This is a genomic window from Sorangium sp. So ce176 (assembly GCF_051519835.1).
Classification (GTDB): Bacteria; Myxococcota_A; Polyangia; order Polyangiales; family Polyangiaceae; genus Sorangium; species Sorangium cellulosum_G.
The window spans coordinates 6,936,958-6,949,166 of sequence record NZ_CP150371.1; the positions used below are offsets into that span (position 1 = coordinate 6,936,958).

Consider the following 12,209-nt stretch of genomic DNA (forward strand, 5'->3'; position numbering starts at 1 on the left):
TATGCTGCGCCGCCATGAGCAGGATCTTCCGTTCCCTTCCCCCGGCCGGCACCCACCTCGGCATCGCCTTCTCGGGCGGGCTCGACACGCGCTGCGCGGTGGCGTGGCTGACGCGCAACGGGCTCAAGGTGCATGCGTACACCGCCGATCTGGCGCAGCCGGACGAGGACTCCCCCGGCGACATCCCGCCGATCGCCCTGCAGCACGGCGCGGTCTCCGCGAAGCTGGTGGACTGCCGCGAGGCGCTCGTCCGCGAGGGCATCCTCGCCATCCAGTGCGGCGCCTTCCACCTCTCGACGGGCGGCAAGAAGTACTTCAACACGACGCCGCTCGGCCGCGCCGTGACCACGACCGCGATCGTGCGCGCGATGCGCGACGACGACGTCCACGTCTTCGGCGACGGCAGCACGCACAAGGGCAACGACATCCAGCGGTTCTATCGCTATGGCATCTTCGTCGACCCCTCGCTCCAGATCTACAAGCCCTGGCTCGACCCGAAATTCGTGGGTGAGCTCGGCGGGCGCAAGGAGATGAGCGAGTACCTCGAGCGCCACGGGCTGCCCTACCGCATGGGGACGGAGAAGGCTTACAGCACCGACGCCAACGTGCTCGGCGCGACGCACGAGGCGAAGGACCTCGAGCGCCTGGACACCGGGATCAAGATCGTCCACCCGATCATGGGCGTCGCGTCCTTCCGGCCGGAGGTCGCCATCGAGGCCGAGACGGTGACGCTCGGCTTCGAGCGCGGCGTCCCGGCCACCATCAACGGCAAGCGCTTCGGCTCGCTGTTCGAGCTGTTCGTCGAGTGCAACCGCATCGGCGGCCGCCACGGGCTCGGCATGAGCGACCAGATCGAGAACCGGGTCATCGACGCGAAGAGCCGCGGCATCTACGAGGCGCCGGGCATGGCCCTCCTCCACGCCGTGTACGAGCGGCTGCTGTCCGCGATCCACAACGAGAACACCCTCGACGTGTACTTCACCCAGGGCCGCCGCCTCGGGCGGCTGCTCTACGAGGGCAAGTGGTACGACCCCGAGGCGATGATGCTGAAGGACGCGCTCTCGCGCTGGATCGCGCCCGGCGTGACCGGCGAGGTGACGCTCGAGCTGCGCCGCGGCGACGACTACAGCATCACCAACACGCGCGCCGACTACATGGCCTATGCGCCGGACAAACTCTCGATGGAGAAGGTCGAGGAGGCCTACTTCACCCCCGAGGACCGCATCGGCGCGCTCGAGCTCCAGAACCTCTCGGTGACGGACAACCGCCAGTTCCTGATCCACCTCATCGAGAGCACGCAGGCCCTCGGCCCGGGCGGCGCCCCCGCCATCGGCGAGCTGCTCGGCGGCGACAAGCCGAAGCAGTGACCGGCAGGCGAGCCCCTGCCTGACCGGCGAGGTTGCGCCCGGCCCGCGCCTGGGTCACCAAGAACGGGCAAACCCCGGCCCGCCCCGAGCGGCGCCGGCCCAGGGAGGTGGTCATGAAGACGCTCATCATCCAGGCACTCGCCGCGGGCATCGCGGTCCTCGTAGGAACGAAGCTCATGCCTGGCGTGCGCATCCGCAAGACAGGGACGGCGCTCGTCGTCGCCGCCGTGTTCACGCTCCTCAACCTCCTGCTCGGATGGCTCGTGAAGTTCCTTGTCGCGGTGGCGCTCCTGCCCGCCGCCATCGTCACGCTCGGCCTGGCCTACCTCTTCTTCGGCCTCCTCGTGAACTCCGTGCTGCTCTGGGCGACGGACAAGCTGATCGACGATTTCGAGATCCGCGGCTTCGGATCGCTCTTCGGCACGGCCGCCCTCATCTCCTTCGCCGGGTGGCTCCTGCCGCGCATCCTCTGAGCTCCACCGGCCGGGAGTCGAGCGCTCCTGCGCCTCCATCCTCATCACGCCGGCCGCGGCGGACTCCTCATCTCCTCGATCCTGTCACAGCGCACCTGCCCACGTCGCTCGTGCTCTGCTCAGCCTCCACGGACATCGTGGTCCGTCAGGGGGTCCGGCGAGGGCAGCGCGGTGGTGGGCGCCTTCCGCGCGCGCGGCGCGCCACGCGCGCGCGGACGCCCGCGGCCCCGGCCGGCCGCGGCGCGTCCTCGTCGGTGCCCTACCAGCGCTGGTGAATCACAGGCCGGAGCCGGCGGTCGTAGATCTCTCGGATCTTCGCCATCGTCTCCTGCGGCAGCGCGGGCAGGTCCGCGGCGCTCGCGTTCTGGTCCACCTGATCAGGGCGCTTCGCGCCGGGGATGACGCACGTCACCGCGTCCTGCATGAGGATCCACCGCATCGTCCACGCGCCCATGCTCACGCCGGGGGGCACGAGCGGGCGGAGCTCCTCGACGATCTCGAGGCCCAGGTTGTAGTCGACCCCAGAGAACGTCTCGCCCTTGTCGAACGCCGCGCCCTCGCGGTTGAAGCTGCGGTGATCGTCGGCGGCGAACTTCGTCGCGGCGCTCATCTTCCCGGTGAGCAGCCCCGAGGAGAGCGGCAGTCGCGCCAGGATCCCTACCTGCCGGCGCTCCGCCTCCGGGAAGAGCAGCTCGGCCGGGCGCTGCCGGAGCACGTTGTAGATGATCTGCACCGACTGCACGCCAGGGTACTCGATCGCCTTCAGCGCCTCTTCCACCCGCTCGACGCTGACGCCGTAAAAACGGATCTTGCCCGCCTTCACCAGCCGATCGAGGACATCGAACACCTCGGGCCGATAATAGACGTCCGTCGGCGGGCAGTGCAGCTGCACCAGGTCGATCGCCTCCGTCTCGAGGTTCTTCAGGCTGCGCTCGACGAAGGCCGTCAGGTTCTCGCCGCTGTAGCTGGCCACGTTGTGGGGGCTCAGCCGCCGGCCCGCCTTCGTCGCGATGACGATCTCCTCGCGCCGCTCCCGCCGGAGCCGCGCGAGCAGCCGCTCACTCCGGCCGTCGCCGTACACGTCCGCGGTGTCGAAGAAGTTCACGCCGCGCTCGACGGCCCGGTGCAGCGAGGCGAGCGACTCCTTGTCGTCGACGTCGCCCCAGGTGCCCCCGATCGCCCAGGCACCGAAGCTCACCCTGGAGACGCGGAAGCCCGTTCTGCCAAGAGATCGATATTCCATGGCGGCGCATACAACCAGATTTCTCCGCTCGCGGCGAGCGCGCCGTGCCCGCGATCAGTCGGGCTCTACCTCGCGGCGGCGGTGCGCTCGCTTGCTGCGCTCGACGAGCGCGACGAGCTCCTCGCGCGTGACCCCGAGCCGCGCCGCGGTCCGCTGCGCGAGCGAGGTCCGGGCCACCCCGCGGACGAACTGGTACGTCGGCCACTGCTGCGCATCGAGCTCGACCTGCAGGAACACGAGCCCATCGACAGGCCGCTCCCGCTCGAGCCGCGCCGCGAGCTCCAGGAAATGCGTCGTGATGAACGCCTGAGGGCGGAGCTCCCCGAGGAGCGAGATCACGAGCTGGAATATCTCCTCCCCCTCGGACGGGTTCGTGCCGGAGCAGAGCTCGTCGAGCACCACCATGTCGCCGACCTGCATCGCCTCGAACAGCGACCGGATGCGCAGGAGCTCCATCCCGAGGCGCCCCTCGCTCTGGTCCGCCTGCGCCTGCTCGATCAGCGACACGAACAGCCCGTGGCACGGCGAGAGGCGGGCCTCCGCGGCCGGCACGAAGAAGCCCGCCTGCCCCAGCATCTGCGCGAGCGAGAGCGCCTCGAGCAGCCGCGTCTTCCCCCCGGAGTTCGGCCCGGTCACGATGACCGTGGCGTCGTGGCGCTCTGTCGCGATGTCGCACGGCACGATGCTCGCCGCGCTCGCGAGCAGGAGCGGGTTGAACAGCCCCCTGAGCTCGCGCGCTGGGGCCTCGTCGCGCGCGCCGCCTGGCCAGGCGAGCTCGGGCAGGCAGACGGAGAGCCCGGCCGCGCGGGCGCGATCGCGCAGCGCGAGGCCCGCGAGGTAGAACTCGAGATCTCCGAGGAGCTGGACGAGCGCGACGAGCTCGTCCTCGACGCCCTCGAACACGCTGTTGACATAGCGGGTGAGCAGCTCGTCGTCGCTGAACCTGTACCCCCGCCACAGCATCACGAGCTTCGTGACGACGCGCCCGATCGGCGACTGGTAAAAGCGGTTCCCGGCGTTCTCGCGGATCGACAGCGCGCGGAGATCGCGCACGTGGCCGTCGGGGCCGACGCGGATCCGGACATCCAGCGTCGCGAGCTCCTCGTCGTACGCGAGCAGGTCCGCGAGGCGGCGGTACGCCTCCGTCTCGCGCACCGCGGCGCCGAACGCGCGGAGCCGCGCGAGGCCGGATCGGGCGCCCGCGAACCCGTCGGCCAGCGCGTCGAGCGCCTCCTTCGCGGCCACGAGGATGTCCAGCCGGCGCCGGCTGCCCTCCCGGCGGGAGATCGACATCGTCTCGAGCTGGCCCACCCAGCGGCGGAGCGCCGCGTACGCGCGGCCGAGATCGCGGCGCAGCGCCTCCGACCCGGCGAGCTCCCGGAACACGTCGCGCCGGAGCTCGACGGTGTCGCTGTCGCTCGGCGGCTGGGAGAGCGCGCGGCCGAGCAGCGCCGGGCTCGGGATGTACGTGCGCCCCTCGCTCGCGAAGTGGAGGCAGCCCACGATGAGCTCCTGCAGGAAGACGTGCTGCGCGAAGCGCGCCGGGTCCCACGTCGACGCGGGCAGCGACGCCGACTCGATGTGCCGGTCGAACGCGCCCGCTGGGGCGCCGCCCGCGAACGCGAACGTCAGCGACTCCTTGACCGCGCGCGCGTCGACCCGGAGCGCGGGCCGGTGCGAGAGCAGGTCCGGCGCCGCGCGCTGCCCGGGCAGGGCGTCCGGCAGGACGGGTTCCGGCGACGCCGCGCTCACGGCCTCGAGCCTACGATGCGTCGGGCCGGAGCGCTCGTCCGGAGTCCGTTGCCGCCGCCGCCGCGCGGTGGCCAGGGGAGTTCTCGGCATGGCCGTGCCGACACGCGCGCCGCGCGGTTGTTCCCGAACGGCCGAGGGCGACCGAGTTCATGGCACGACGTCTGCCTGGGTGGACGGCCGGAGAGGCACCATGAGTTACCGCTGCACGATGAGCAGAATACGCTGGTTCTCCGGCCCCACCATCCTCGCGCTCGCCCTCTTCGGCACCGCCTGCAGGAGCGAGAGCGAGAGAGCCGAAGGAGCGGTCCGCGAGCCAGGGGACCAGACCGGCGACAGGGCCGCGCCGCCCGATGGCCAGCGCCAGCCGCCCGGACAGGACGGGCGCGATCAGGCCGAGCGGCTGGGCGACAAGGCCGAGCAGCTCGCCCGGGAGGGCCAGGAGCTCGGCAAGGAGGCGCGCGAGCAGGCGGACAAGGTGAGTGAAAAGGCCGAGCAGCTCGCCGAGCGAGGGCGCCAGGTGGGCAGCGAGGTCAGCAACCAGATGAACAGGGTCGGCGAGCAGACAGGCGCGCTCAAGAACGACCGCGGCCAGGCCGGGCGCGAGCAGACTGGCGCCCAGGCCGGGCGCGAGCAGACTGGCGCCCAGGCCGGGCGCGAGCAGGCAGGCGCCCAGGCCGGGCGCGAGCAGACTGGCGCCCAGGCCGGGCGCGAGCAGGCAGGCGCGCTCAAGGACGACCGCGGCCAGGCCGGGCGCGAGCAGGCCGGGCAGCCCGCGGCGCCCAGGGACCACGCCGCGCCGCAGCAAGGTGGCCAGCAAGGAAGGGAGGCGCAGCAGGGTCAGGCTGGCGGCGCCAGGGACAAGGGGCAGCCCGGGAACGCCGTGGCGAGCGCGCGCGACGCCTGGACGCAGGCGGCGAAGGACGACGACTATCAGGTCAGCTTCAACCGCGACGGCTCCGTCGTCGCCACCAAGGAGGCCAAGGGCTCGGACAAGCGGCCGCCCGACGAGGCGCTCCGCAACGCGGTGGGCGGCAAGCTCGCGAACAGCGATCACGAGGCGGTGAAGAAGCTCAGCGTGACAGTGCGCAACGGGGTCGTCACGCTGCAGGGCAACGTCGCCAGCGTCAAGGAGGCGACCGAGGCGGTGAAGGAGGCCATGGACGCCGATGGCGTCACCAAGGTGATCTCCTACATCCACAACGAGTCATGACCGCCGGCGGTCGAGGCGGCGCTCCCCCGGACAGGGCTATTTCGCGTAGTTCGTGGGCCGCAGCTTGACGGAGCGCTCGACGGTCTCCGCGGGCGCGAGCGTCAGCATGATCGTCTCATCGAAGCAATCGGACCTCGACACGACCACGACCTGTGTCCCCACGGGCAGCTCGGTCTTGAGCGGCGTCTTGCCGAGCGTCTTGCCCTTCCAGCTCACGATCGCGTCCGGCGGGTCGCTCGCGATCGCCACGCTCGCCTTGGGGACTTCGTCGGGCTTCTTCTCGACAGCCTCCGTGACCGCCGCCTGGGGCGCGGCCGCGGCGGCCGCGGCGGGCGCGGCGACGGGCGCGCGCTGGCTCGCGGCATAGAGCGCGCCTCCGGCCACCGCGGCCAGCGCGATCAGCCCGGACGCTCCGACAAGGAACCCGCGCCGCGAGGGGGGCGCCGGCATCGCTGTCGCGCGCAGGCTCACCGAATCGCTCACGGGCGTCCTCGGCCGCTCGATGCCCGAATGCCGCGCGAGGCCGGAATACCGCTCGGCGCCCGAATGCGGCTCGACGCCCGGGTGGCTCGGCTCCCCGATAAAGGGGAGCCGGCTCGCCGACCCCGAGCCCGAGCGCGAGCTCGACGGCCCCATCGCGATACCGATGCCGCTGAGCGTCACCGGGCCGGAGGGCTCGCTCAGGCCCGACGTCCTGGCCACCCGCTCGATCTGCGCCTTGATCTGGTGGCGAATCGTCGCCCTGCTCTCCGCGTAGATCCCCCGCATGCACGCGCCGAGGAACTCGCTGCGGACGTCCTCGCCCGACCATTGCAGGTAGCTCTCGATCACATCGCACATCTCCTGCGCGGTCGAGAAGCGCTTCGACGGCTCGCGCTCGAGGGCCTTCGCGGCGATCTGGTCGAGCGCGATCGGGATCCCCGGGACCACCGTCGACAGCCGCGGGAGCTTCCCGAGGAGGAGCTGGTGCATCACGCTGATCTGGTCGCCCTCGAACAGGCGTCGCCCGGCGAGGAGCTCCCACAGCACGACGCCCACGGCGAAGATGTCCGCCCGGCGATCCACCGACTTGCCCGCCGTGACCTGCTCGGGCGCCATATAGGTCAGCTTGCCCTTGAAGGTCCCGCTCTCGGTGCGGGAGGAGTTGACCGCGGCCTTGGCCACGCCGAAATCGACGAGCTTCACCGCGCCGTCGTACGTGATGAAGATGTTGTGCGGAGAGACGTCGCGATGGACGATGCCGAGCGGCTTGCCGTCGAACTCGCAGAGCTCGTGCGCGTAATGCAGCCCGCGCAGCACCTCGGCGACGATCCGGAGCCATGTGGCGCGCACCAGCCCGCCCGTGCCCGGCTCCCGGTCGACGGCCGATTTCATGACGCGCTTGAGCGGCTGCCCGTCGAGGTACTCCATCACGATGAAGTAGCCGTCCTGATCGCTGCCGACCTCGTAGGTCTGGACGACGTTCGGGTGGTTCATGCGCGCCGAGAGCTTGGCCTCGTCCATGAACATGAGGACGTGTCGATCCTCTTCGTCGGCGAAGCTGCGAAGCCGCTTGACGACGACCAGCTTGTTCACCGAAGCCGGCCCGTGCGCCATCGCGAGGAAGACGTCGGCCATTCCGCCGCGGCCGAGCTTCGCAATGGGGCGATATCGGCCGAGCCCAAGCTGTGTCGGCGTGTCCCTCAAGATCGACGCTCCGTGTTCTCCGGTCACACCCACCTCAGTATGCAAAATTCAATAATTGCGCGTCCAAGTCAATACTCAATACGAAGAGTTTCGGTTGTTGTCGCTGAGGCAACATGCCCCGATGGCATGAAGGGCCGGGAATCGTGCGTATAAGAGCGAGACGAAACGACATCCGAGCACAGCCGCTCACGCGGCGTTCGGCGGTTCACAGCGCAGCGCCGCGCCGCGTGCTGCGCCGCGCGCGCTCGTCTCACCGCTGCGCGTGTTGGCCGGATCTGCCGGAGAGGCGCCGCGCAGGCCGGCGTCAGGTCGACGGCGCTGCGGACGCGGGTTCGCTGCGGGCGGTGGATGAAAGGTAACAAAGGCTACGCCACGTGCAATCCACCACAGGTGGTTCCCGTGGAAAATCGTGCGGCCTTGCGCCTTCCACGGCTTCCAGGGCTTCCACCCTCGGGCCGGTCCGGTGGCAGAGCGTGATCGGCGCCGGGCTCGGCAGCGGGGTCGGGCCGGCGGCGCGCGTGCTGCCGCTCAGCGGCTCACAGCTTCCAGAGCGCGCAGCCCCAGTGCACGCCGGTGCCGAGCGCGAGCACCATGGCGAGCTGCCCCTTCTTCACCCTGCCAGCGCGCATCTCCTCGTCGAGGAGGATGGGCACGGTGGCGCCGCTCGTGTTGCCGAACCGGTCGATGTTGCTCGGGAGCTTCTCGACGGGCACGCCGAGATCCTTGCGGATGTGCTCGTTGATCCGGCCGTTCGCCTGGTGCGCCAGGAACACGTCGATGTCCTCGATCGTGACGCCCTGAGAGGCGCAGAGCTCCCGCGCGGTCGCCGGGAGCTTGGTCACCGCGAACTTGAAGAGCTCGCGGCCGTCCATGCGGGGGATGTGCGCGTCGTCCTCGAACGACCCCTGCTTCCAGTACGGGCGCGAGCGGAAGCCGCCGCCCGGAACGAAGAGGAGCTCGGCGAAGCGCCCGTCGGAGCATATCTTGTTGGCGCGGAGGCCCGCGTCCCGGTCGGTCGCGCGGAACACGAGCGCGCCGGACCCGTCCCCGAACAGGACCGCGAGGTTCCGGTGGCGGTCGGCGCGCGCCCGCGCCTCCGGCGTCGCGGACCTGCCGTTCTTCGGGTCGAGCGCTCCCCAGTCCTCCCAGGGCATGAAGCCGGCGTGCGCCTCCGCGCCCACGAACAGGACGGTCTTCGCGGCCCCGGTCTGGATGAGCCCGTCGACCGTCTGGAGGCCGAACAGCATGGCGGCGCACTGCTGCCGGATGTCGAGCGCCGGGACGCCGGGAATCCCCAGCTTGGCGCCGAGCAGCGCCCCCGAGCCGGGGAAGATGTAGTCCGGCGTCATCGTGGCAAAGAGGATGTAGTCGATCTCCGACGGTGAAATGCGGGCGGACTCGATGGCGCGCTTCGCCGCCTCGCACGCCAGATCGCTCACCCCCACGCCGTCCGGCGCGTAATGCCGCTGGCGGATGCCGGAGCGCTGGTAGATCCACTCGTCGGAGGTCGTGATTACCCGCGCGAGGTCGTCGTTGGTGACAGGTTCGCCGGGCACGTGGTGCCCCGTCCCGATGATCTCAAATCCCATCTTTGCCACCGGGATGCCTTACTCGAACCGCACGCCCGCGGCGACGGGGATCCGCACCGGAGCGCGCGCGAAACGGGCGATGCCACGGCGCGGCGAGCGGCCGGCGGAACGCGCCCGCGCCCGCGTTCCTGACCTCGCCGGCGCGGTGCGCCCTGCTTGACGGCCGCCGGCGCTCCGGATAGCCTGGCGCCCTTCCCGACGGCGGGACGCGTGCGCCAGCCGCAGCGTACGCCGGCTGCCCGCTGGGTCAAAGGGGCGCCGCGCTCAGCGCCGCCGGCGAGCGGCCCAGCTACAGATGGGGCAACTCGCCGGGTCGTGGCGCAGCGCCGGGCAGTGCTCGCGGCCGAAATAGATGAGCTGCAGGTGGAGCTTGTTCCACTGCTCCGGAGGGAACGTGCGCTTGAGATCGCGCTCCGTCTCGACCACGTTCTTTCCGGACGACAGCCCCCAGCGGAACGCGAGCCGGTGAATGTGGGTATCGACAGGGAAGGCGGGGTGGCCGAACGCCTGCGCCATGACCACCGAGGCCGTCTTGTGGCCGACCCCCGGCAGCGCCTCCAGGGCCTCGAACGAGGCGGGGACGACGCCGCCGTGCTCGCGCGCGATCCGCTCGCTCAGCGCCTTCAGGTTCTTCGCCTTGGTGGGCGCGAGCCCGACCGTCCGGATGAGCCGGGCGATCTCCTCGACAGGCACCTCCGCCATCTCCGCGGGCGTCCGGGCGCGCGCGAGGAGCGCCGGCGTCACCGCGTTGACCATCTTGTCCGTCGTCTGGGCGCTGAGCATCACCGCGACGAGGAGCGAATACGGATCCTCGTGGACGAGCGGAATGGCGGGCTGCGGGTACAATCGATCGAGGACCTCGCCGATCCTCGCGGCTTTCTCGGCGCGCTTCACGGCGTGTCAGGGCAGCTCGTAGAACGAGAGGAGATCGCCGAACTCCTCGTCCGAGAGGACCTCGAGAGAGAAAGGCGGCATCTGCCCGCCGTAGCCGAGGAACCCCCCATGCCGGACCTTCTCGACGAAGACCAGCAGCCGATCGGCCTCCGTGTACTCGCCGAGCGGGTGCTCGTCGAGCGTCTGATCTGGCAGCGCCGGAGCGCGCGCGACGAGCCTCCCCTCCCCCGAGCGAGCGCGGCCGTGGCACGAGGCGCAGGCGCGCTCGTGGATGAGCTCGCCGTTCTTCGGGTCCCCGGGCGGCGGCTGGCCCAGCGCGAACACAGGCGTGAAGCGGACGGCATCGGCCGCCGCGCCGTCGCCGGGCAGCGACTCCAGGTAGGCGTACATGGCCTGGGCGGCCTCGTCGTCGGCGGTCCAGGGCAGGTCCTTCGTCATGAAGTAATAGAGGCAATGGTTGATCGCGGCGAGGAGATCGACCTCCTGCCCGCCCCAGTAATGCGGGCGATTCACCGCGCCGGCGAGCGGGGCCCCGGGGAGCATGGCGTCCCCCGCCTCGCCGGGGATGGCTTCATGACAGGTAGCGCACGAATAACGATTGAAGCTCGTCTCCGCGACGGACGGGTCGCGGAAGAGCGCCGCGCCGTGCTCGACGGCGGTCGCGTCGACGATCTTCGTCTCGGGATCGCCCGTGCATCCGCAGACGCCACAGGCGAGCGCCGCGCAGGCGAGCGCGGCCGCGAGGCCTTTGGGCGCCCTCACGGCGCCTCCGCCGCGACGCGCGCGAACGCGTCGGGATAGAGGCCCACCTGGGTGTCGCTGCGCGTCTCCAGCGTCGCGGGGTCGAGCCGGAGCACCCGGCCCGGGGTGGTGGTCTGATCCCCCTCGCAGACGACGAAGAGCCCGTGCTCCTCGTCGAGGTCCGCGAGGTGCGGCCTGAAGCATTCCCCGGAGAGCTGCCGGGAGACGGCCTCGCTGTTCCCCGGGTCCACGCCGACCAGCGTGATCGCGTCGGGCACCTGCGTCGGCACGTAGATGCGGCTCCCGTCGGCGGTCCACGCGACGAAGTAGGGCGCGCCGAAGAAGGGCATCGTCAGGGAATCGTCGAACGTCTCCGACGCGACATCGAAGAAGCGTACGTCCCTGCTCTTCGTGTTGCTCACGGCGATGGTCTTCTGATCGGGCGACATCGCGGCGGCGTAAGGCCCGTAGGACGGATCGGGGCTGCGGGACGGGCTCGGCCCCACGGGCACCCGCTTCACCTCGGCGGTGGGGTCCGTGAGGTCGACGATCGCGAGGACGTCCTCGCTATAGCAAGCGACGTAGGCGCGCGCGCCGTCCGGGCGCGAGAGGACGATCCCGTGGGCGGCCCTGCAGACCGGGATGATCACCGGCTCGGCAGAGCCCGAGAGGAGGACCTGCTGGGGATCGATCACCGCGAGAGACGAGCGCTGCGCCTCGATGTCGCCGGGGTTGTCGATCACGCGCTTGAGATCGAAATGAGAGACGACGAGGCGGCTGCCGTCCTCGGAGATCACGAGATCACCCGGGTTGGTCTCGACGCGCACCTGCCCGAGGACGCGCATGTCGTCGAGCGCGAGCTTCTGGACATAGCCTGACATCACGCTCTCGCCGTGGGTCGCGTGGGGGCCGATCGTGCCCGCGAGGGCAGGATACGAAAGCGCGACATAGACGGCGTCCCCCGAGGGGTCCACGGCCACGTGATGAGGCCCGTCGATCGTCACGGGATCGCGGCCCACGGGGTGAACGCCGAACCGCTCTCCCGTCGCGAGCGAGACGAGGGAGATCGTGTCAGAGAGGCTATCGCTCACCACGCCCATTCCCCCCTCGGGGATCTCGATCGCGGGGCGCCGGTTCGGGTAGGCGTCCCCCTCGTACGCATCATAACGGGTCTCGATGATGGGATCGGGCTCGCCGCAGCTCGCCAGCGTCGCCGCCGCGAGCGCGCAGCCCAGGAATCGCGAAAGGACCATG

10 protein-coding genes are annotated in these 12,209 nt (G+C 70.6%); 3 read left to right on the plus strand and 7 right to left on the minus strand.

All coding sequences use genetic code 11. From position 1 onward, the window contains the following. Window positions 1-14: 14 nt before the first annotated feature. Window positions 15-1,367: an argininosuccinate synthase gene (gene argG / locus WMF42_RS25940; RefSeq protein WP_061610793.1), complete on the plus strand. Its 1,353-nt coding sequence runs from the start codon at window positions 15-17 to the stop codon at window positions 1,365-1,367. A gap of 113 nt (window positions 1,368-1,480) precedes the next feature. Then, window positions 1,481-1,840: a phage holin family protein gene (locus WMF42_RS25945; protein ID WP_061610792.1), complete on the plus strand. Its 360-nt coding sequence runs from the start codon at window positions 1,481-1,483 to the stop codon at window positions 1,838-1,840. 259 nt (window positions 1,841-2,099) lie between these two features. Here the strand turns inward: WMF42_RS25945 and WMF42_RS25950 are convergent, their stop codons facing one another. Next, entirely contained in the window at window positions 2,100-3,083 is a 984-nt protein-coding gene (locus WMF42_RS25950) for an aldo/keto reductase (RefSeq protein WP_061610791.1), read from the minus strand. 54 nt (window positions 3,084-3,137) lie between these two features. Further along, window positions 3,138-4,835 carry a MutS-related protein gene (locus WMF42_RS25955; protein WP_061610790.1) on the minus strand — a complete coding sequence of 566 codons (1,698 nt, stop codon included), beginning with the start codon at window positions 4,833-4,835 and terminating at the stop codon, window positions 3,138-3,140. Window positions 4,836-5,043: 208 nt separating this feature from the next. On the opposite strand from WMF42_RS25955, the gene WMF42_RS25960 reads away from it, so the two are divergent. After that, on the plus strand, window positions 5,044-6,045 hold the full coding sequence (locus WMF42_RS25960; RefSeq protein ID WP_437685410.1) for a BON domain-containing protein: 1,002 nt from the start codon (window positions 5,044-5,046) through the stop codon (window positions 6,043-6,045). A gap of 36 nt (window positions 6,046-6,081) precedes the next feature. On the opposite strand, the gene WMF42_RS25965 is transcribed toward WMF42_RS25960, so the two are convergent. The 5 genes from WMF42_RS25965 to WMF42_RS25985 all read right to left on the minus strand — a co-directional run bounded on the left by WMF42_RS25965 (window position 6,082) and on the right by WMF42_RS25985 (window position 12,208). Next, window positions 6,082-7,764 (minus strand): protein kinase domain-containing protein, encoded by a 1,683-nt coding sequence (locus WMF42_RS25965; protein ID WP_437685412.1) that lies wholly within the window; start codon window positions 7,762-7,764, stop codon window positions 6,082-6,084. Between the two features lie 503 nt (window positions 7,765-8,267). Next, window positions 8,268-9,320 carry a 3-oxoacyl-ACP synthase III family protein gene (locus WMF42_RS25970; protein WP_061610787.1) on the minus strand — a complete coding sequence of 351 codons (1,053 nt, stop codon included), beginning with the start codon at window positions 9,318-9,320 and terminating at the stop codon, window positions 8,268-8,270. Between the two features lie 264 nt (window positions 9,321-9,584). Continuing rightward, a complete protein-coding gene (gene nth / locus WMF42_RS25975) occupies window positions 9,585-10,214 on the minus strand; it encodes an endonuclease III (protein ID WP_061610786.1) in 630 nt (209 codons plus the stop codon). Between the two features lie 6 nt (window positions 10,215-10,220). Then, window positions 10,221-10,976 carry a c-type cytochrome gene (locus WMF42_RS25980; RefSeq protein ID WP_061610785.1) on the minus strand — a complete coding sequence of 252 codons (756 nt, stop codon included), beginning with the start codon at window positions 10,974-10,976 and terminating at the stop codon, window positions 10,221-10,223. Further along, the gene (locus WMF42_RS25985) at window positions 10,973-12,208 is read right to left on the minus strand and encodes a YncE family protein (RefSeq protein WP_437685414.1); all 1,236 of its coding nucleotides are present in this window, start codon (window positions 12,206-12,208) and stop codon (window positions 10,973-10,975) included. The genes WMF42_RS25980 and WMF42_RS25985 overlap by 4 nt, the downstream gene beginning before the upstream one ends. Between the last annotated feature and the right edge of the window lies 1 nt (window position 12,209).

Coding starts and splice junctions, on each gene's coding strand:
- argG (WP_061610793.1), top strand. CDS start 15: ATGAGCAGGATCTTCCGTTCCCTTCCCCCGGCCGGCACCCACCTCGGC.
- WMF42_RS25945 (WP_061610792.1), top strand. CDS start 1,481: ATGAAGACGCTCATCATCCAGGCACTCGCCGCGGGCATCGCGGTCCTC.
- WMF42_RS25950 (WP_061610791.1), bottom strand. CDS start 3,083: ATGGAATATCGATCTCTTGGCAGAACGGGCTTCCGCGTCTCCAGGGTG.
- WMF42_RS25960 (WP_437685410.1), top strand. CDS start 5,044: ATGAGCAGAATACGCTGGTTCTCCGGCCCCACCATCCTCGCGCTCGCC.
- WMF42_RS25970 (WP_061610787.1), bottom strand. CDS start 9,320: ATGGGATTTGAGATCATCGGGACGGGGCACCACGTGCCCGGCGAACCT.
- WMF42_RS25985 (WP_437685414.1), bottom strand. CDS start 12,208: ATGGTCCTTTCGCGATTCCTGGGCTGCGCGCTCGCGGCGGCGACGCTG.